Source organism: Marinicella sediminis (assembly GCF_002000055.1).
Taxonomy (GTDB): domain Bacteria; phylum Pseudomonadota; class Gammaproteobacteria; order Xanthomonadales; family Marinicellaceae; genus Marinicella; species Marinicella sediminis.
The window spans coordinates 65,995-87,583 of sequence record NZ_MVBD01000011.1 but is presented as its reverse complement, the minus strand read 5'-3'; the positions used below and the strand labels follow the sequence as shown (position 1 = coordinate 87,583).

The following is a 21,589-nucleotide window of genomic DNA, read 5'->3' as shown; positions in this document are numbered from 1 at the left end:
AAAAAAATTAAAACAACCGTTTGAATTGCCATGCCCTGACATCTCCTATAAAATGCCTGCATCAAAACAAATCAGTCGTAATTTATGACCACGCTATCTACCAAGGAACGCATCCTCAACAGCACGGAAAAACTGATCGCCGAAAACGGCTTTGCAGAGCTGTCTATTCGTAAAATCAGTCAGCAGGCTCACACCAATCTGGCCGCCATTAATTATCATTTTGGCAATAAGCAGCAGCTGATTAACCAGGTGTTGGAACGACGACTGAACAACCTTTTTCAAGTCAGGGAAAAAATGCTGCACGACCTCAATCAGGGTGACAGCCAGCAAACCTGCAACCTTGAACAAATACTACACGCTTTCATAGCCCCGGCGCTGTACATGATCAATGATCGCCACCAGGGCGGAAAGGTTTTCATGAAAGTGTTGGCCCGGGCTTATGCCGAGCAAAGCGAATCTTTGCACGAGTTGCTGGCCACCCGCTACACCCCGATCATCAAAGAATTCGCCGAAGCGATTCACCTGGCTTGCCCGCATTTACCCAGACAAACCATCTTCTGGCGCTTTCACTTCATCATTGGAGCTTTGACTTACACCATGGGTGATTTTGGCGCCTCAAGTTTATCCAAACAAATGCCGGAAGCCGAATACTTCAATCAATCAGTAGAGGAGCTGATCCAGTTTGCCGTGGCTTCACTGACCAAGCCTTCGGCTCAATGACCGTATATTTACTGACTTTATTTCTTCTCGGCCTGGTACATGCATTCTACCTGTTGCCGTTCTGGTTACTGTCTGTACTGTGGTTTCTGACCCCATTTGTTTACTATAAGCTGCAGTTCATCACCAACACCCAGGGCATCATCACCCTGTTTCTGTTATTGAACATCATCATCATAGGCAACATCCGCTACATCCGCATGTTGTTCATCACCTTGCCCATACTGCGTATTTTCAATGCCAAAGACCGCATCAACTGGCAACGCTTCCAACAAATTGATGACGGCTGGTTGGTCACTGATTTTGAAAAATCAATTTACAATGGCAACCCCAACTTTAAATTCAAGCCAGCTGAACAAAATCCGGTATCCAGCGCGGCGAAAAAATTTGCTGATCAGATTCTCAAACACAAACACGACAACGTGGTCTCGTTCAGACAATCCATCAAAGCGAGTCAATATACTGGTTTGACCGTAGACCGGAATTATGGTGGCGAGGGATTTAATCGCCAGGAAATGTCTTATGTCCTCAACCGCATTGCGCAACTGGATCCGCTGCTGGCATCTTTGATTGGCATAGTCAACACCGAGTCGGTGATCAGCATCATTCATAAAAATGGCACCAAAGAACAAAAACGCGTTTACCTGCCAGCCTTTTCTGCGGGTGAAAAACAACCCTTTTTAAACACCACCTTTTTGTATGAATTGCTGGAAAGCGGCAAATCTTCCATTGAAGGAAGGGTTGACATAGAAAGTCATCAGGACGGATCAGTTCACGGGATCCGACTGAGTTTTACCGACATCATCATGTTGGGTACCGCCGAATCTTCGGTCTTCTATCTCGCTGTCAACCTCACAGACTTTGCCAACGAACTGAGCGAGCGAACCCGCCTGGGAACCGTTTTGTGCATCCTGGATGCAGATCAGGATCGCATCGAAATCAAACAGGGCAATGTGGCTTATAAAGGCTTGTTTCATTACTACAGTTGTTCGGCAAAAGACATTTTTATTCCACTCAGCCAAATTGTCGGTGGCTTCAAAAACCTGGACATGGGAATCCGGCAAATGTATGAAAAGCAAGCATCAGCTGCCAGTATCTGGCCAGCCGCTGTTTCCCGGCCGGTGCATGACAGCACCGCCTTCATTTCCTGGTTCTTTGCACACATCAAAAAACAAAACTCCAGAGCACTGCTGAACTACAAACTGGTCCGAAAACAACTCAACCGACAATTCAGCCACCGGCAAAGGCTGATCAATATCCAACAGATGGCACTGATCAACGGTGATGCCCAATTGATGAGCTATACCAACATCCTGTTTAAAAACTCCATTTTTGACATCAGTCTGCATCAACTGACCTGGTTACGCACCATCCTGGGCTCAAACGCCCACCAGATCAAAAGCGAGAACAACCTCAATCAATATTTCCGGGTCAAACACCTGAGTATGGAACTGGATGGCAACAGTCATGAAATCAACCAGTTACCATTGATGAAAAAAGTCGCATTGTCAGCCCATCCCTGGTATGCCAAAGAAGTGGCGGTACTGAGCAAACCTGGTGTCGATATCAAAGCCATGGACTACTTGCTGTTCAAACACCTGGCGTTCATCATGCATAACTGTGCTCGGGTCTGGGTGTACGCTTTTCGCACATCCTGGATGGGCCGTTTTATCTGGCGCAAATCCAAGCACAAAAACCTGGTCAGAAGGATGAGCAGCAGCTTTGCATTCATAGCTGACCTGGCGCTGATAAAATGGTCTCTCAAAGAGGAAAACAACACCGAGTTCACAGGCTATCTGGCACAATGTAATCAACAATTGTTGATCCAAATGGCGGTGTTGCGACAATACCTCGACGGAGACAACGACGACAACACCAAATTCATCCTGAAACAATCCATGCGCGACAGCTTTTACCTGAGTCAGAAAAACCTCAACCAGACCGTTAACAGTGCTTTCGGGAGGCTTTCTGCCCTGTTGTTGAAAATCATGATCTTCCCTTTTGGCAAACCGTTCCATCAGGCCAGTTTTGCCACCAAGCACAATGAAACCGTGGTGGACATGGCAGAAGTCAGAGAATTGGCCGAAAACAATCAGATTCTGGCGCGTATTTCCAAAGCTTCAGCACAATTGAATGAAGTCAATAACATCGAACATGCGGTCACCAATGCCACCGGTTTTGCCGTGACCACCAAGAACTATCAGGTTCTGATTGATCGCACCCTGGCCGCCGGTATCATCAGTGTCGAACAGGCTGAACAAATCAGAACCGCTTACGATTCCATCCACGAACTTGAATTAATTAACCATTTCGGAAACCACAATGAAAACTAAAAACATCAAAAAAGTGGCCATACTGGGCGCCGGGGTGATGGGGGCTCAAATCGCTGCCCATTTCGCCAACGCCGGTATTCCGGCCATCCTCTTTGACCTGGCAGCCAAAGAAGGGCCTAAAAACGGTATTGTCAACAACGCCCTGGCTACCCTGAAAAAACTCAAACCGGCTCCATTAGGCAGCAAAGACGTGTTGTCACTGGTTGAAGCAGCCAATTATGAAGATGACCTGGACAAGCTGAAACAGGCAGACCTGATCATTGAAGCAGTGGCTGAGCGCATGGACATCAAAAAATCTGTGTATGACATGGTGGAAGACTACATCCGCGAAGATGCCATTTTCACCACCAACACTTCAGGCTTGAGCATCAACGAGCTGGCCACTGTGCTGCCAGCATCGCTGCAGTCAAAATTCTGTGGGGTACATTTCTTTAACCCACCACGTTACATGCACCTGGTGGAAATCATTCCCACCGACAACACCAATCAACAGGTCATCGATGACCTGGAAGCGGTGCTGACCACTGTGGTTGGTAAAGGTGTCATCATTGCCAAAGACACCCCCAACTTCATCGCCAACCGCATTGGGGTATTTTCAATCGTCTCAACCATGCATCATGGCGCTCAATTCGGCCTGCCGTTTGAGACCATTGACGCCCTGACCGGGGTTTTGATCGGCAGACCTAAGTCCGCCACCTTCCGAACCGCTGATGTGGTAGGCCTGGACACCCTGGCACACACCATCAACACCATGAAAAATGGCTTACCTGATGACCCGTGGCATGCCCATTTTGATCAACCTGCATGGATGCAGGCACTGATTGAGAAAGGCGCATTGGGGCAAAAATCCGGTGCCGGTGTATACATGAAAAAAGGCCGCGACATTCTGGTGTTAGACACCGAAAAAGGTGAATACCGGCCACAAAATGCTGAACTGGATCCTCAGGTCATTGAAATCATGAAGAAAGGCCAACCTCAGGACCGCCTGGTGGCACTGCATGCACTCAAAGATTCTCCACAGGCACAATTCCTGTGGTCCATTTTCCGCGATTTGTTCCATTATTGCGCCACCCAACTGGAGCACATTGCCGACACCGCCCGCGACATTGATTTTGCCATTCGCTGGGGCTTTGGTTATGGCCAGGGACCTTTTGAAACCTGGCAGGCTTCAGGCTGGAACCGCATTGTCGCCATGATCGTAGATGACATAGATGCCGGTAAAACCATGGCCTCATCAGCTCTGCCTGCATGGGTGATGAAAGTGGACGGCGCACATGGTCCTGAAGGTTCATACTCGGCGGCCGACGACAGTTTCAAACCACGTTCTGCGGCTCCGGTTTATCAACGACAGCTGTTTCCGGACCGTCTGATTTCAGAGCAAGCAGACTATGGTGAAACCCTGTTTGAAGATGATGACATCCGTATTTGGCATCAGGGTGATGAGATTGCCATTGCCAGTTTCAAAACCAAGAAACACATCATCGCCGAAGGCGTACTTAAAGGTCTGCGCAAAGCCGTGGCCATTGCAGAGAAAGACTTCAAAGGGCTGATTGTTTGGCAAACCGAAGAACCCTTTACGCTGGGCGCCAACCTGGCTCCAGCCGCCATGGCAATTGCTGATGGCCAGGTAGATGCGGTCACCCAATCGGTGGACTTCTTCCAACAAACCTCACAAACCCTGCGTTTCAGCGCGGTACCAACTGTGCTGGCAACCCGTGGCATGGCCCTGGGCGGTGGTTGTGAATTTTCCATGAGCGCCACCTCTGTGGTTGCCGCCTTTGAGACTTATATTGGTCTGGTGGAGGCCGGTGTTGGATTGCTGCCTGCCGGAGGTGGTTTGAAAGAAATCGCCCGCCGCACCGCCAAAGAAACATTTGGCAAGGATCTGTATCCAATGCTTGAACATTACTTCAAGAAAGTGGCCATGGCCGCAGTGGCCGGCAGTGCCCTTGAAGCCAAGGAAATCGGTTTCCTTAAAGCTGACACCGAAGTGGTTTTCAACCCGCATGAAATCCTTTATGTGGCCAAAGCCAAAGTCAACTACCTGCATGACAAAGGATATGTCCCACCAGCCAATGAACAAAACATTCCAGTGGCTGGCGAACCTGGTATCGCCAACATGGAAATGATCCTCGCCAACATGCTCGAAGGCCACATGATTTCTGAGCATGATTACGAAATCGCCAAACGCATCGCCATCGTGATGTGTGGTGGTTATGTGGATGCCGGCTCGCTGGTCAATGAGCAATACCTGCTCGACCTGGAGCGAAAATACTTCATGGAACTGATCCAAATGCCCAAGACCCTGGCCCGCATTGAGCACACCCTGAAAACCGGCAAACCTTTGAGAAACTGATAGGAGTTAACTTATGAAACCAGTATATATTGTAGAAGCTGTCAGAACCCCTATTGGTAAAGCGCCAAGAGGCATGTTCAACAAAACCCGTCCCGATGACCTGCTGGCCCGTTGTTTGTCAGAAATCATCGGCCGCAACCCGTCCTTTGATCCACAAACCATTGGTGATGTGGTGATCGGCTGTGCCATGCCGGAAGCCGAACAAGGCATGAACGTGGCGAGAATTGCTGCCCTGCTCGCCGGTTTACCGGAAAGTGTACCAGCAATGACCATCAACCGCTTTTGTTCATCAGGCATCCAGGCCGTGGCCATCGCGGCCCAGCAAATCGCCACCGGACAAATGGAAGCAGCCATCGCTGGTGGCACTGAAAGCATGAGTATGGTGCCGATGATGGGTCATAAAATCGCCATGAATCCAGCCGTCTTTGAAGACGACCAGGTGGCCATTGCTTACGGCATGGGCATCACCGCAGAAAAAGTCGCCGAACAGTGGAATGTCTCCCGAGAAGATCAGGACAGGTTTGCCGTTGAATCACATAACAGGGCAATCAATGCCATTCAAAATGGTCATTTCGATGATGAGATCATTCCTGTAGAAATCACCAGCAAACAACCTGACTTGAGCAACGCCGGACACACCGTCCACACCCGTGTGGCAGACAGGGATGAAGGTCCACGGCCTGGTTCTTCAGAAGAAGTGCTGAATAAATTGCGCCCGGTGTTCCGCATGGGTGGTTCAGTGACCGCAGGTAACTCATCACAAATGTCAGATGGCGCCGGAGCGCTGTTACTGGTCAACGAAGAAGTGTTGAAACGTGACAACCTGACACCAATCGCTGTGTTCCATGGCTTCTCGGTCGCTGGTGTACCACCTGAAATCATGGGCATCGGCCCGATCAAGGCCATCCCCAAAGTGCTGAGTCTGACTGGCATCAAGCAGGATGATCTGGACTGGATTGAGCTGAACGAAGCTTTTGCTGCACAATCTCTGGCAGTGATTGGCGAATTAGGCCTGAACCCGGAAAAGGTCAACCCCAATGGCGGCGCGATCGCCCTGGGTCACCCGCTGGGTGCCACCGGCGCCTGTCGTGCTGCCACCGCCATCCACGGCCTGCGCCGCACTGGTGGCAAATACGGCATGGTCACCATGTGTATTGGCACCGGCATGGGTGCCGCCGGCATCATCGAAGCGCTGTAACCCAGCCCTTCAGAGCTGTAAAAATAGGCCGCTTGATGCGGCCTTTTTTCATTCTGGCTTTGCGTTAAACGGCATGTTTCAATTTGTGTCAGCCACTGAACACCTCTTTGCAAAACGCCCCGCTTTCAGTAGCTGCACCATTTTCATAAAAACCAATAATCTCCTGGATTTGTTCAATCAATTCTGCAGTGAAGGGTTGGGTTCTGGTGATGTTTGAAAACTGTTCACATAGTTCAACATCTTCTCCGTCTGGACTGGCATTCACATCACATGCCTGACTGATCAATGCTGTCAGCTTGTTTTCTCCATTGACCACCACACCCCCACTGTCGGTTTTGCAAATCACTCCATCCTTGGTGGAAAAGTACAAATCTGCTGCTTGAAAGTTTTGATATCCGCAAGATGTCCGCAATTCCTGACTGGGTTCGTCAATCTTTTCCAATGTCATTTTCCGTGGGATGTTTTTAGGATATGCTGCTGTCAATAAGGTATGGCCATCATCAAGTGATTCAGTCATGTTTGACTGAAATTGTAAATACCCATCGGATTCAACTGTTGCAACCTGCACCAACTTCAAATCGTATTCATTTCCAAAAGTACACTCTCGCAATGGATGGGTGTGTTTGGAATCAGGCTTCCAGGAAACTACAGTCAACCCATCCAATATGGGTTTAACCGTATGTTTGTACCTGACAAGATACTGATTATTCAACAGACAATGCTCAGCGGTGACCATCCACTGAGAATTCAACAAACCACCTGAACACAACACCGCACCTCGCTCATTCACAATGGACACCATCCAGGGCGGTACAGAAACCATTAATTCTGAATTGACCGCTAAGAAAGGCTCACCATCGATGACACGATCCAGTAATTCCAGATTCTTTAGTTTCACCACTTCCTCAAATAAGGGTTGCCCTGTTGAAAAATCGTCACCATTGATGAAAATTTGAAGCGTCGAAAGGCATAAAATAAATATTTTTAACATACCATTCTCCTCAAGGTACCGGATGAATGGTACCATCGTGAGATGCATTGGTTCCGCTGTGGTCATCAATTCTGTGATAATCAATTTCCAGCAACGGAGACCTCACCAGGTATATTAAACGAACTGTTAACTCAAAATCTATCTGATTCAGTCGCCTGATACCGCGAAATATGTCTTCATTATGAACATACCTTAACTGCGTCCTTTGTGTGCCCATGTCCAGATAAATGACATGATCATCGTGTTGACATAGGCCTAATACCATTTCCCTGTTTTGTCTGAATTCATTGTTTTCATAAGCCGGTACAAAAAATTCAGTTTTGAATGTGTTGTCCTCGCTTGAGAGCACCTGGCACTTAAAAACCTGATTCGTCCGACCAAACTTCTGAATGTATTTCATGATGTTGCCGTGAGTGTGGAACATTAACGATCTCCTGTTATGGTTTTGAATCATTATTAAGTGATCGCCAAGTTACAATTATCTCACTAAAAGTAAGATAATTTAATCATCATGGAATCGGATGGATGGTCCCATCATGAGACGTCAAAGGCCTTTTTTCATCTTCATCAATGCAATGATAATTGAATGCAAGGATTAAGTCTGAAAAAACATGATTAGCACATAACGTAACAATATATTGTTTTCCCCTCACTATTCGAATCCCTGAATATTCATTATGATGATAATCAAAATATATCTTGTTGCGGTTTCCTTTAAGCACTACCTCCAATACAAGATTATCCTCGTGCACTTTTTGAGTTGCGTCTTTTACTTTTCGAATTTTAAAAACATCATTATGGTCAACTCCTTCAATGTTGTCTGCTCTTATGCTTGCAAAACTTTTCCTAGTGATATCACTGTTTAATTTTGGAAATTTCAATTCGACACAACCCAAGCAGTTACAGTCATTTGACTCACAGGAACAAATAAACTGTTCAATTTCTTCGTTCAATAAACACACAACACATCTCCTATAAAAATTTAAATTTAACCCAGGCCGGGTCGTTGGCGATCAGCTGGATTTCACCGGTTTTCGCTGACCTTTGGTACATGTTTTTGACATCCTGATAAGCCTTGTTGTCACCGATTGGCCACAAGGTGGCGTACACTTCACGGGCACCTCCGGCCAGAAAGGCATATCCCACACTGATCAAACCTTCATCAACGATGGCTTCACCCAAGCCTGTTTCACACGCGCTGAGCACTACCCGGTCAGCTTTGATATCAGCGGCAATGATTTCACTGACCGACAACAAATCATAGTTACGTTGCTCGGAGGCCAAAGCCAGGCCGGTGAGTTCAGGTATTTGTTCACTGAACAATCCATGGGTAGCCAGGTGAGCAATTTTATGGGGTTGTGAAAGCGCCAGCAAAACATCAGCTTTATTGGCTTTTTCAGCCAACAGCCGGGTGATTTCAGCCGCACCATACATTTGAACCAGATGATCAGCCTCACGGGCAGATCTTGGCAATGATGCGATATCCCGGCCGGTCAGATCGTTGCGGTAGGCCGGATGGCTGACAAGCAGCAACTGCTGTTGGTGTATTTGAACTGGAGGCTTTCGCCGCATCAACAGCGATGGGGTCAGGGACATATCCAAATGAGCCAGTCTGTCATCAAATCTAAGGGCATTAATGGGGAAGCCCTGCCAATACCCATGTGGTGAAAAGATTAACTCATGATATGACTCGACTTCCAGGTCACCCAACAGGTGGTGACTGAGGTCAATGATGATACTTTTAATTTCTGCAGGCATCCTTACCGCGCCATACCTTGGCACTTTGAAATACGCCCTGATGCGTTTGACTTGTTCACTGAACTGACTGCCCTCAGGCAATAGCCTGTGGTGTATACCCTTGGCATCAATAAACCACACCACAGATTGCTTACCCAGCTGACGTACAGCCAACACCAGCTGACCTGGCTCAATGCGTTGTTGCAAGTCAGAAAACCACTGAAATTCCTGGTATTCATCTTCGGTTTGTTCAAATTGGTCAGATAACAACTGCTCAATGGATCTCTTTCTGTTATTGATCTGTCTGTTAAGTTCCAGCATTTGAGGCCCGCTGTTCAAACCCCTTTGCTGAAATGACTCTATGGTCAGGTGTAATTGTTGCAATTCATCAATCAGTTCAGCCAGGGATGATGTTACAGAATGAGTGGATTGTTCATGACTTCTTCGGGACATTTCTCTTAAACTTCGAGCTTTCAGTTGCTCAGACCAGTACAGTGACTGTATCAGTCCTGTCTCAGGTGCAGAATGTTGATTCAGCAGTGAACGAATCAACAGTTCACTGATCTCATTCAGATTGGTATTGAACCTTGAACGCAACAGTGGAGATCCCACCAGACTTCTGGATTTCAGTCCATCTTTTAACAGCCCAATCAACTGATCTTGTATGGTAGGGGTAAGCCCACTTTTGAGCAGTTCGAGTTCAATCCTCAGCCGCCTGATGTCAAACAAACTGGAATGATCCAGTTGATCCTTCGCCAGTTGCTCTGCCATTACTAACACTTCATTGGCCAAAATAGGTTTGTTCTGTATTTTATAAATACTGGCTTGTATCAATTGCCAACGCGATCTGAGTGGCAGTAAATCTAATTCTGTAATGATGGTGTCGGCAGTGTTCATCAATTCGGCCAACTCCCTCCAATAAACAGGCACCTGGTTATCCTGATCTGGTTCAGCAAGCTGTTCAAGCATCATTTGAGACAAAGACAGTGCATTCAGTGCTGCCAGATATTGATTCTGTTGACTCAGATTGAGCCTAAAAGCCTGCAGCAACAGTTGATGCGCCTGCCTGAAGTTACCCAAATGATGGTGAACCTCACCCATTTGATGCAACAACATGGTTTGATCCTGAATGTCCATCAAATCGACTTTAAGCACTTCCAGATCACTGCGCAACACATCCAATCTGGTAATATCCGTGGTTTTGTTTGCCTGCCAAATTTGTTTTAATTTAAATTCAAAAAATGGGGCGAGTGTGGACAGCGAGAAACTCAGTTTTTTATAGGCAGCAGCCAATTCCAGGTGGTTCAATGCCTGTCGGTAAGCACCCATACTGTTATAAACCGTACCCAACAAGCGGTTGGCCCTGATCGCACCGGCTTTTCCCGATTGTTGTTCATGAAACTGTAACACCTGCTCCCAATCAAGCAATAATGATTGCCATCGACCCTGAGTTTGTTTGAGCCAGGCTTGCATTTCCAGTGCATCATGATGGATATGCTGATTGTTCAGCTGATCTGCCAAATCCATTGCTGACTGGAATCGGTACTTAGCCTGAATAAAGTCACCCTCCATCAAATATACTCCACCCATGTTGATGTGATGACGGGCTGCCATGCTTGTGAATCCAAGTTCCTGATAGATGCTACCGGCCAGCTGATAATGAGATTTGGCCTCATCCATCAAACCACGACGATGAAAAGACAACCCCAGGTTGTTAAAATTTGAGGCCATGGCTTTTTGATCAATTGTTGGTTCCAGTAACTGATTGGCTCGCTGGTAAGCGACGATTGAGGCTTCGTAATCAGCCAGCAAATAGTAAATCCTTCCTGTGTAGGCATGTGCGTATGATTGCTGATAAGGACTGATATATAGATGAGCTGCAAGCATCTCCTGAAATGTCTTCAGCGCATATTGGTAGAGATCCAGCTCATAGGCCACGATTGCTTTCATATATAAACCACGGGCCAAAAACTGATGATCGCTGAATTTATGCTGTTGCAACACCGCTTCAACTTGGGCAAGTGCCATTGCTTTGTTACCTTCGCCGTAAACCTTGATTGCTTGATTCAAGTCGTACCAGGCCTTAACCTGGTGAACTGGAATTGACACGCGTTCGAACCAAACTTGTCCGTTGGGAGCGCCTGGGTGGCGGTGGGTAATCAACAGACGATGAACTCCTGATCCTGCTTGGAGCAACAAAAACTCACTGTTTTCTTCATGGCCAGGCTGCGTTAATAACAGCTCATGAGGCGAAATCCCAACCTGTAAGACAACATCGGTATTTTGATGTAAAAACAACAAGTTGTGCTCATTTTTAGAGGCAGCTACTCGCAGTTCTAGCCGTTGTTTCTTCTGAATGTCGTAACGCACATCGACCTGCAACTCACTGGCAAACAATTGAGCATTGTACAACCCAAAAACCAGACAGATGATCCATGTGAGATGGCTGATCTGGTGTGTTTTCATTGACCCTTATTCAACCAGTAAGTAGTTCATTGAAAAAACCACATTCTTGTTCTGGTCTACTTGCTCAATACTCAACACCTGTCCTACAGCTACCGACTCACGACTCAATACCAGCCAAGTTTGATCATGAACCAGAATGACTCGAACACCTGAGTGCATAACCCCATCCAGTTTCACTTGCAGAGCCTCCTTTGATGAACTCTGGACATCAACTGGTATCATCAGCACCAGATCCTGATCGTCTTTGCCCAAGTGAATTTCAGCCTGTAACTCACTGTTTCCCCGCATCACCTCAACGGGAACGTACAAGGCATTAACCATTCGCTGTTCCAGATTATTAACTAATCCCTGATGAAGAAAAAAACCTAGCAAGAAGGCAAGGACCATCAACGGAGGTGTCCAATACCAGGCTTTTTCTCTCAAACTGTTTGCTATTACAGCGGGATCAGTAAGTACTTGGTTTGAGTGCAAGCGTTTCAGGCCCTCCTGCATCAACAGGTCAAGTTCCAGCACTTCCAGTTCATCGGGGTGATCGGCCAGCCACAGCTCATAAGCGGCCAACTCACTGTCACTGAGTTTGCCTTGCAGGTAGCGTTCGGCCGTGTCTGGGGCTGGCTGGTAACTGGTCATACCGTTCTCCATCGCCCATGCTGTCGCCATGCCCTGAGCAACTGACTGATCAGGTTGTGGGCACCGGAAATCATCCGGTTCAACACATTGGGTTTGGTCGTTTTGTTGTTTGTGGATTGTTCATTGAGTGTATTGGCACCACCAGAACTCCCACCAGAACGCTGAATCAGTTCTTTCAGCCGCTGCCGGGCCCGGTAAATTACCCGATCGAAATGCGCCGGACTGAGATCCAGTTGTTCACAAATTTCGGCTTTACTGTGATGGGCAAAGTAAAACAGGTTCAGGATGTCGCGATCGCGCTCAGTAGGTAAATCACCTATCACCTGCTTAACCTGTTGCAAGCCATCTTCCCAGGCCAGCTGATCGAGGATGTCGGTTTGTTCATCGGCCAGCCAGTCCAGTTGATCCTGGGACAGGGATGAACTGTATTTCTGATTTTTGCGTAAATATTCATGGCCGATGTTAATCGCACAGGTACGTAAATAAGCCCGGATGGTGTTTAACTGTTTGACTTCGTTGGTTTTCAATTTGGTGATCACCAGCATAAAAGCATCCTGCACGATGTCCATGTGCAAGTCGGTGTTGCGGAATTTCTGGCGAACAATGAACAACAACCAACGGTAATGATCAGCAACAAACTGATTCTCTGCGACCACATCTCCGGCCATGATTTGTTCACACACCCTGGTGATCATATCACCCGGCTTCTGGGTTGAATCTGACTGAACAGCCATAATTATGTAACACCCTTTTCAAAAGCAATGTCCCTTAATATACACATTTATTTAACATTTTCACAATTACAAAGTGAGATAATCGATAAAAACAAACCACAACATAACGACATAAACAAAAATGTAGCAGTGTGTGTAACCGAGGAGGCATCATGAGCAGCGACCAGGACAACCAGATCAACAATCACATCACCAACGTGGCACCGGACCTGCCTGACATCCGCGACTGGATGTATCAGCCGGCACTGGTCAACCTGGAAAGTCGTTGGGATCCGCCACGTAATCTGCATATTCTTGACCAGAAAAATGAAGGTGCCTGTACGGGGTTTGCGCTGGCAGCGGTGATCAATTATCTGAATCAGCAACGCGGCGATGATGACAAAAAAGTTTCCATGCGTATGTTGTATGAAATGGCCAAACGTCATGATGAGTGGGAAGGTGAAGGCTATTCAGGATCATCTTGTCGTGGGGCCATCAAAGGCTGGTACAACATGGGTGTCGCTGAAGAGGGCCTGTGGTCATTTCAAACCAATAAGCCGGGACGTTTCAGTCTGGAAGCGGCCAAAAATGCACGCAACAACACCGTTGGTGCTTACTACCGGCTCAATCACCGGGTGTCCGATTTTCATGCCGCGATCAATGAAGCCGGGGTGATTTATTGTTCGGCACGGGTGCACCAGGGCTGGGCCCGTGATAACGTCATCGATGGACTGATCAGTGACCATGAAGAACATGCCGGCAGCCATGCTTTCGCCATTGTAGGCTATGATGAGAAAGGCTTCTGGATTCAAAACTCCTGGGGCAAACAATGGGGCAAGGATGGCCTGGCCATCTGGACCTATGAAGACTGGCAGAAGAACATCCAGGATGCCTGGGTACTCAGGCTGGCTCTGGAAACCCCGCAAATCTGGCACCTGGACCCCAAAAACCAGGCCTCCTATGCGGCCAAAGCCATGAGCAGTAAAAAACCCAACCGGGCAGAAATTGCCGGTCATTTTGTCCATATTGACGATGGCAAATTCGATGACGCCGGCAAGTATTGGTCCAACCTGGATGACGTTAAAATCACCACAGATCTGTTAACCACTTCAACAGATTACCAACATATTTTATTGTATGCCCATGGCGGCCTGAACAGTCCCGATGCCTCTGCCAGGCGCATCAAGGGCATGAAGGAAGTGTTCAAGGACAACGGCATCTACCCCTATCACTTCATGTATGACACTGGCCTGAAGGAAGAGCTCAAGGACCTGATCTTCCGCAAAAAAGATCCGGTGGAAGACCGGGCCGGTGGCATCACTGACGCCACAGATTGGCTGATAGAAAAGCTCACCCGCATTCCCGGACGGGCTTTCTGGCGGGAAATGAAAGCTGGCGCCCGATTACCATTCAATAAAAACGGCGCTGGCACCAAAGTGTTGGAGCTACTGCTCAAAGCCATCCATGCCAACAACCACAACCGCGACGCAGAGCAGATGGTCAAACTGCACATGGTTGGTCACAGCACCGGTGCCATCTTATTGGGCTGGTTACTGAATCGCATGAAGCAACTACCCACGGCTCAGCGCATGCGGTTGAGTACAGCGGCCCTACTGGCACCGGCGGCCAGTGCTGATTTTTATGAAGATCATTACCACCCTGCCCTGCAGTCTGCAGCCAAAACCCATGGCATTGATCAACTGCATCTGTTCAACCTGAGCCAACGTCTGGAAAAAGATGACACGGTAGGACCCTATCGGAAATCACTGTTGTATCTGGTGTCAAGGGCTTTTGAAGAACGCAAAAAAACCGCCATCCTGGGGATGGAAAAATATGCCGGCCAAATCCCTGAACACAACAAACTGACCCGCATCATTTCTGAAGGTATGAATGGCGATGAAGCCACCAGTTGGAGTGAGACCCATGGAGGGTTCGACAACGATGTGCGGACCATGAATACATTGCTACGCAACATCCTGAGTGCCGAACCGAATCGTTTGTTCACGGCAGATGATCTGGATTATTGACTGTCATTGTTGAATAAGCCATTCCCTCTGTCACAAAACAGGCGTATGATGAAGACCATGGTTACCCGTCAACAGTCTACGCTTTCATCTGATCTGCAAGGCATCAATCAATTAACCGCTGATGGCATCACCGGTGTGGTTGACCTGGTGGAGTCCATGCACCAGAGAATCACTAGCCTCGGCGGCACCCTCAATACCGGCGACCTGAATCGCACCAGCGGCATCACTGGCTTTGTTTACCGACGCATCCGGCAAACCACCCACCTGATTACCGGCGGTCTGGGACTGGCGCTCAGAGCAGTACCACCGTGGCAATCAGCCGTGGATAACAGCCCAACACGTCAGCAATGGCTATCCATTCTCAATGGCGTGATGGGTGATCACCTACAGGCCACTGGCAATCCCCTCGCCTTGCCCATGAGCCTGCAATACCAAAAGCAAACCCTCACCGCACAACAAGCCGCCCTGGCCAGCTCCAGTGAGTCAGGTCACCCCCTGTTATTACTTCATGGTTTGTGCATGAACGATTGGTTGTGGCGCCGGCATGGCCATGATCATGGCCAGGCGCTGCATCAGGATGCACAACTGACGCCCATTTATGTGCGCTACAACAGTGGGTTGGCGGTTTATCAAAACGGACAACAACTGGCCGCGCTGTTAAAACAATTCCATGCTGATTTACCGGCTGACAAACAATTGCAGGTATTGTGTCACTCCATGGGTGGTCTGGTCATGCGCAGTGCCATGCATGTGGCTGAACAAGCGGGTGATGACTGGCCTGAAAGATTGGGCAAAGTGGTGTTTCTGGGTACGCCGCACCAGGGTGCGGTGCTGGAAAAAACCGGCAACCTGATTGATTACCTGTTGACCATCAATCCTTATACGGCACCATTTGCCAAACTGGGCCATGTCCGCAGTCATGGCATCAAAAACCTGCGCCATGGAACCATCACCGCCGATCATCAGACCATTCAGTTACCGCCAGGCGTTGACGGCTACGCCCTGGCTGCCAGCACCCCGGTTGAAGGTCACCAATGGCACCAGAAATGGATTGGCGATGGCCTGGTCAGTGTCGATTCGGCCCTTGGCGGGCACCGACATCCGGAACGGGAAGTGCTGTTCAGGGCCAGTCATAAATACACCTTCGAACAAGTCAGCCACATGGGTCTGCTCTCTGACCAACGGGTTTACCAGACACTGAGAAAAATATTTTCAAATGAACCACTTCACCAGTGCTGACCACCCATCCGATTAGGAATGACCTTGGGACTTGATTCACTTTTGTTCCTGACAAAAGTGAAAGCCGACTCTACCGATGGAGGAGTTAGGGTCTCGTCTGGAACAGAGACCGAGGCCTCGGCGATCATGTCGTGTGATCAAGCGCTCGACGCTCTGATTCGCTATCGCTCACGGCTTATCGATCATTCCATTATGGCTTCTTGACTTCGTCAAACCGCCATATCTGCAAGATCTGCCTAACCAAGTCGGCGGGTCGAGCTGATCATCAGCTCTCCATTGATCGCGTCAGCTGTTGGTGAACTCCGGATACGCTTCCATTCCGCATTCAGATAAATCCACACCCTCGTACTCCTGTTCAGCAGTCACCCGGATACCGATGGTTTTCTTCAGCAAAAACCACACCACTGAACTGCTGACAAACACCCAGCCAAAGATGGTCAGGGCTCCAATGATCTGGCCACTGAGTTTCACCTCTCCATTGGTCAGGGGCACCAGCAACAAACCAAGTAAGCCAGCGGCGCCGTGCACTGAAATGGCACCCACCGGATCATCCAGACGTAATTTATCCAGCAACACCACAGAAAACACCACCAGTACGCCGCCCATAGCACCAAACAAAGTGGCCAGGGCCGGGGTTGGTGTGGTGGCCTCGGCCGTGATGGTCACCAGGCCTGCCAGGGCACCATTGAGGGTCATGGTCAGGTCAGCCTTGCCAAACAACAGGCGGGCTGTCAGTAAAGCGGCAATTAAACCACCAGCCGCCGCCGCATTGGTGTTGACGAACACCACCGCCACTTTGTTGGCACTTTCCACCGATGCGGTGGCCAATACCGAACCGCCATTGAAACCAAACCAGCCCATCCACAGGATAAACATGCCCAATGTGGCCAACGGCAGATTGGCTCCGGGAATTGCCCTGGGGCGTCCGTTGGCATCATATTTGCCGGCCCTGGGACCCAGAAACAAAACGCCGCTGAGTGCCGCCGCTGCTCCAGCCATATGAACAATACCGGAACCGGCAAAATCGGAAAAACCCAGATCAGCCAAAGCATACAACCCAAACACAGATCCCTCGCCCCAGGTCCAATAACCTTCCATGGGATAAATAAAGCCGGTCATGACCACTGCAAAAGCCAGAAAAGCCATCAGTTTCATGCGTTCAGCCACTGCACCAGAAACGATGGACATCGCAGTGGCAACAAACACCACCTGGAAAAAGAAATCCGCCGATGGCGCATAGGTTTTGTCATCATTCACACCATCCCCGGTGATGCCACTGAGCAAAGACTGCCCCAGTTCCGGGTACATAATGGCATAACCGATGAGCAGATAAAGCGTACAGGAAACGGCAAACAAGGCAACGTTTTTGGTGAGGATTTCGGTGGTGTTTTTACTGCGCACCAGTCCGGCTTCAAGCATCGAAAAGCCAGCAGCCATCCACATCACAAAGGCACCGGAAACCAGGAAGTAAAAGGTATCCAGGGCGTAGCTGAGTTCAAAAATCTGTGTTTCCATCGGGCTCTACCATGATTTGTGTTCAATCCATGGTAAAACCCTCACCTCGGCTTGTATATCCGTTGAATTGCGTATGTTTGACTTCAGCCCCGTTCTGCGGCAGGCCGCAGGTGGGTGCGGAAAAAGTCAATGGTTCGCTGCCAGGCCAGTTTGGCGGTCTCCGGGTTGTAACGAGGGGTAGAATCGTTGTGGAAACCATGTTGGCTGTTGGTGTAGAAGTGAACCTGGTATGATTTGTTATGGGCTTTCAGGGCCTTTTCAAAATCGGGCCAGCCCGCGTTGACCCGCTCATCCTGATCACCATACTGAATCAATAAAGGTGCTTGTATGTTGGCCGTGTCTTCAGCCGATGGTTGCCTGCCATAAAACGGCACGGCAGCTTTGAGCCCGGGTATTCTGGACGCCATCATGCCTGCCACCCAACCACCAAAGCAAAAGCCCACCACGCCGATGCAACCATTACAATTGGGGTGATCACTAAGGTAATCATAGGCAGCGATGAACTCCTTGAGCATCACTTCACGATCTCGTTGACGTTGCATCGCACGGCCTTCATCGTCATTGCCGGGATAACCACCCAGCGGACTCAGGGCATCCGGTGCCAGAGCGATGAAGCCATCAACACTGGCCCGCCTCCCGACATCGGCAATGTATGGATTCAAGCCACGGTTTTCGTGCACCACAATCACCCCAGGCCATTGTTTATGCTCAGCCGTAGGCCGACTCAACTGGGCTTTGATGGTGGTTTTGGTTGCCTTAGATTCATAGTCAACCATGGACACCTTTACCCGTGGATCAGACACAGGGACCTGAATGGCGTTGGCGTAATTGGGCGCCAACAACGCCAGAATACCGGAGGCTGACAACCCTGCCAGGGTGTATTTACCTACTTTTTGTAAAAACTGTCGGCGACTGATGTGACTGTGTACGTATTGGTCAAACAATTCAAAGACCTGTGGATCCAATTGATCCAAAACCTGGTTTTTTTTCATCTGGCTGATTCCCGCTGTTTTTATTGGAAGAGACAAACACCCTAACCGCCCCGACATCAAAAGTCTGTGAAGAACAGCAACTGAGCCAGGCGTTGCTTTTTGAGTAACTGCTGACTATCATTAAATCTTCTCAAAGCAAATCACACCCATGACAGCGATCACATTTATTGCCGGCGGTTCCAAAGGTTTGGGCCTGGCCATGCTCCAACGATTTCAAAAAGCCGGCCATCAGGTCATAGAATTTTCCAGAAGCGGGGATGGTAAAACACACCTCAACTGTGACATGTCACAACCTGATGAAGCCCGACAGGTTTTTAAATCTGCATTCAACAACGCCGCCAAAGACCCCGAGTTGAGGTCTGTAAACCTGATCATCAATGCCGCCACCCTCACACCATTTGGTGAATTGGCTCAATATGCAACCGCTGAGATGGAACAACACCTGACCATCAATATCCATTCAACCATGACACTGCTGCATGAATTCATGACGGCTTTTCAGGATAGAGCGATCGGTAAAGGGCTCGCCTATATGTCATCAGGGGCCGCCAGAAGAGCGATACCAGGCCTGGGCATTTATTCAGCCAGCAAAGCGTTTTTTGAACGATTCATTGACACCCTTGCAACTGAACAGCAGTCACAATCAAACCCGGTCAAATGCCTGATCATCAATCCCGGAGTGATGAACACCGACATGCAGGCAGAAATTCGTCAACAGCATGTGGATGATTTTCCCATGTTGCCTTGGTGGCAGGAGCTGCACGATAAAGGACAACTGGCTGATCCGGTTGACGTTGCTGAAGTGTGTTACCAATTGATCAGTGAATCAGGTGAAAACGGCGGTTATTACACCGCACAGGAGTACCTGAATAAACCCTGATCACTGAACCATGATGCGGTCAAGGTAGGCATCCAACTCAATCATCAACTGATCATCGGGTCTGGTTTGCTGTCTGATCTCAGCTTTCCTGGAAGCCAGTTGTTCAGCCTTTTGATGGCGCAAACCAAGTTCCCAGTCTGACAGATGGAATTCATCTGCAAGCTGGTCAGCAACCAACAGAAACACCGTCATTTCATCAACATCATCCTGGTTCACCCATGCAGCAAATTGCTCCATGACATCCCTCACTTCAGCTTCACGCTCCAATTGCCAACCTGACAGTACAAAGGCTGCACGGGCATAGAGTTGAGCCTGGCGGTTGGACTGACCAGAATCAATCATTGGTTTAGATCTGGTGAATGCTGAAATGTTATCGCGGGTAAAATAACTGTTGTAAGCCAGTAAAGCCTGAAGCTCCTGTTGTTCTTCCACGGTCAGCTGTTCAGCCGCCAGGGTATTCAGTATAGCTGTGCTGCGCTCATGTTGTTGCTGTGCACTGTAAATTTTGGCAAGCTGTAATTCTGCGGTCACCAACATCACCTGATCATTGAATTGTTGCTGGGTATCAATCGCCCGTTGCAGGTATTTCTCTGCCAGGTCATCATGACCCAACGGCCTCAACAACAAATAGAATGCACTGAAGCCCTGTTGGAAAACGTTGGTGTCATGTTGATTGATGACAAAGCGCAAAGCCAATTCTGCTTGTTTCATGGCCTGCTTGTACTGGCCTTTTTGAGCATGGATTTCTGCCAATTCACCATATGAGTAAGCCGCGTATTTACCATCGGCCAATTGCAGCGCCAATTCCAGAGAATGTTGCAGAGACTGCATTCTTTGGGCCGGTTGGCTGAGTTGCTGATGGGCATAAGCCAGGTTGCTGTGAGCCCGCAATTCATGTGATTGACTGCCCTGGGCTCTGGCCTCAGTCAACACCTCGTGCAACAACTCAACTGAGCGATCAAACGCCAGCAACACCTGATGATACCGTGCCCGTTCAATGGCCACATCCAGTAATCCCTCGTTGTCTTTCAACACCGCATAAAGTCGTTGTGCCTCATCCAGGTGATGTTTCAGGGTATCCCTGTCATCCCGGTAGATATACATCCTTGCCAACAGATAGTTGGTATCAGCCAACAATGGGTGAATCGGTTGACCCTGGTGCAATTTCAATCCCTGTTTGAGCAACTGGATCGACTGCTCATAATGGCCGGATTGATGAGCCTGCACGGCATGTAAATAGCGAACCATCAATTGGTCCACCGGATGACCGCTGTTGGCCGCAGGTACCGGTGGTAAAACCACTTCAGCTCCGGATTGAATGGCATTTAATTGTGTATTGAATTGTTGATCGGTTAATTGCGGTGCCGGGTCTGTCTGCGTGAAAAACCAAAGCATTGTCAGGATAACCAACAACAAACCAACCAACATGAAAGGAATTCTTGAACGGGGTTGTTTTTGTGGAACCTTCCATTGATAACCTTTGCCGTAGACATTGACCAGCACCTGCTGTTTCACACCCAGCTTTCTGATTTCACTCCTGATTTCCTGAATCACTTTAAACAATGAATCATCACTGACCACAAGTCCTTGCCAGAGGTGTTTCATCAATTGTTCCTTATTCAGGATCCGGCCATTTGATTGCAACATCATGATCAGGGCGGCATGTCCTCTGGCAGATAAATTCAGGCCATGGCCGTTGGCATAAACCCGATCATTGCGTATTGTAAGGGTATGTTGGAAAAGCGGGTATTTCATTGATTTGAAAACAATGTGCTGATTTTACTCATGGGCTAAA

16 protein-coding genes are annotated in these 21,589 nt (G+C 48.6%); 7 read left to right on the top strand and 9 right to left on the bottom strand.

Annotated features, from left to right (window positions below):
- Positions 1 to 84 precede the first annotated feature (84 nt).
- From B0475_RS14195 to B0475_RS14180, 4 genes are read left to right on the top strand one after another with little or no spacing between them, the layout of a single operon-like run.
- Positions 85 to 720 (top strand): TetR/AcrR family transcriptional regulator, encoded by a 636-nt coding sequence (locus tag B0475_RS14195; protein ID WP_077412545.1) that lies wholly within the window; start codon positions 85 to 87, stop codon positions 718 to 720.
- Entirely contained in the window at positions 717 to 3,050 is a 2,334-nt protein-coding gene (locus B0475_RS14190; RefSeq protein WP_077412544.1) for an acyl-CoA dehydrogenase domain-containing protein, read from the top strand. The genes B0475_RS14195 and B0475_RS14190 overlap by 4 nt, the downstream gene beginning before the upstream one ends.
- Positions 3,040 to 5,406, top strand: a complete 2,367-nt coding sequence (locus B0475_RS14185; RefSeq protein ID WP_077412543.1) for a 3-hydroxyacyl-CoA dehydrogenase/enoyl-CoA hydratase family protein — start codon at positions 3,040 to 3,042, stop codon at positions 5,404 to 5,406. The genes B0475_RS14190 and B0475_RS14185 overlap by 11 nt, the downstream gene beginning before the upstream one ends.
- Positions 5,407 to 5,419: 13 nt before the next feature.
- A complete protein-coding gene (locus tag B0475_RS14180; RefSeq protein WP_077412542.1) occupies positions 5,420 to 6,604 on the top strand; it encodes an acetyl-CoA C-acyltransferase in 1,185 nt (394 codons plus the stop codon).
- 88 nt (positions 6,605 to 6,692) lie between these two features.
- On the opposite strand, the gene B0475_RS14175 is transcribed toward B0475_RS14180, so the two are convergent.
- The 6 genes from B0475_RS14175 to B0475_RS14150 form a co-directional block, all read right to left on the bottom strand.
- Positions 6,693 to 7,595: a trypsin-like serine protease gene (locus B0475_RS14175; RefSeq protein WP_157892983.1), complete on the bottom strand. Its 903-nt coding sequence runs from the start codon at positions 7,593 to 7,595 to the stop codon at positions 6,693 to 6,695.
- A 10-nt stretch (positions 7,596 to 7,605) separates the two neighbouring features.
- Entirely contained in the window at positions 7,606 to 8,019 is a 414-nt protein-coding gene (locus B0475_RS14170) for a hypothetical protein (RefSeq protein WP_077412540.1), read from the bottom strand.
- An 85-nt stretch (positions 8,020 to 8,104) separates the two neighbouring features.
- Positions 8,105 to 8,548, bottom strand: a complete 444-nt coding sequence (locus B0475_RS14165; RefSeq protein ID WP_157892982.1) for a hypothetical protein — start codon at positions 8,546 to 8,548, stop codon at positions 8,105 to 8,107.
- 19 nt (positions 8,549 to 8,567) lie between these two features.
- The gene (locus B0475_RS14160) at positions 8,568 to 11,798 is read right to left on the bottom strand and encodes a CHAT domain-containing tetratricopeptide repeat protein (protein WP_077412538.1); all 3,231 of its coding nucleotides are present in this window, start codon (positions 11,796 to 11,798) and stop codon (positions 8,568 to 8,570) included.
- Between the two features lie 6 nt (positions 11,799 to 11,804).
- Positions 11,805 to 12,428 carry a hypothetical protein gene (locus B0475_RS14155; RefSeq protein WP_157892981.1) on the bottom strand — a complete coding sequence of 208 codons (624 nt, stop codon included), beginning with the start codon at positions 12,426 to 12,428 and terminating at the stop codon, positions 11,805 to 11,807.
- The gene (locus tag B0475_RS14150) at positions 12,425 to 13,162 is read right to left on the bottom strand and encodes an RNA polymerase sigma factor (RefSeq protein ID WP_077412536.1); all 738 of its coding nucleotides are present in this window, start codon (positions 13,160 to 13,162) and stop codon (positions 12,425 to 12,427) included. The genes B0475_RS14155 and B0475_RS14150 overlap by 4 nt, the downstream gene beginning before the upstream one ends.
- Before the next feature lie 152 nt (positions 13,163 to 13,314).
- Between B0475_RS14150 and B0475_RS14145 the strand changes: the two genes are divergently transcribed.
- On the top strand, positions 13,315 to 15,168 hold the full coding sequence (locus B0475_RS14145) for a C1 family peptidase (RefSeq protein WP_077412535.1): 1,854 nt from the start codon (positions 13,315 to 13,317) through the stop codon (positions 15,166 to 15,168).
- Positions 15,169 to 15,213: 45 nt separating this feature from the next.
- Entirely contained in the window at positions 15,214 to 16,407 is a 1,194-nt protein-coding gene (locus tag B0475_RS14140; protein ID WP_077412534.1) for a DUF7379 domain-containing protein, read from the top strand.
- A gap of 285 nt (positions 16,408 to 16,692) precedes the next feature.
- Here B0475_RS14140 and B0475_RS14135 read toward each other — a convergent pair whose 3' ends face one another.
- Both B0475_RS14135 and B0475_RS14130 read right to left on the bottom strand, forming a co-directional pair.
- On the bottom strand, positions 16,693 to 17,922 hold the full coding sequence (locus B0475_RS14135; protein WP_077412533.1) for an ammonium transporter family protein: 1,230 nt from the start codon (positions 17,920 to 17,922) through the stop codon (positions 16,693 to 16,695).
- A gap of 83 nt (positions 17,923 to 18,005) precedes the next feature.
- Entirely contained in the window at positions 18,006 to 18,914 is a 909-nt protein-coding gene (locus B0475_RS14130) for a dienelactone hydrolase family protein (RefSeq protein WP_077412532.1), read from the bottom strand.
- Positions 18,915 to 19,062: 148 nt separating this feature from the next.
- Between B0475_RS14130 and B0475_RS14125 the strand changes: the two genes are divergently transcribed.
- Entirely contained in the window at positions 19,063 to 19,794 is a 732-nt protein-coding gene (locus B0475_RS14125; protein ID WP_077412531.1) for an SDR family NAD(P)-dependent oxidoreductase, read from the top strand.
- Here the strand turns inward: B0475_RS14125 and B0475_RS14120 are convergent, their stop codons facing one another.
- On the bottom strand, positions 19,795 to 21,549 hold the full coding sequence (locus tag B0475_RS14120; protein WP_077412530.1) for a winged helix-turn-helix domain-containing protein: 1,755 nt from the start codon (positions 21,547 to 21,549) through the stop codon (positions 19,795 to 19,797).
- Positions 21,550 to 21,589 lie beyond the last annotated feature (40 nt).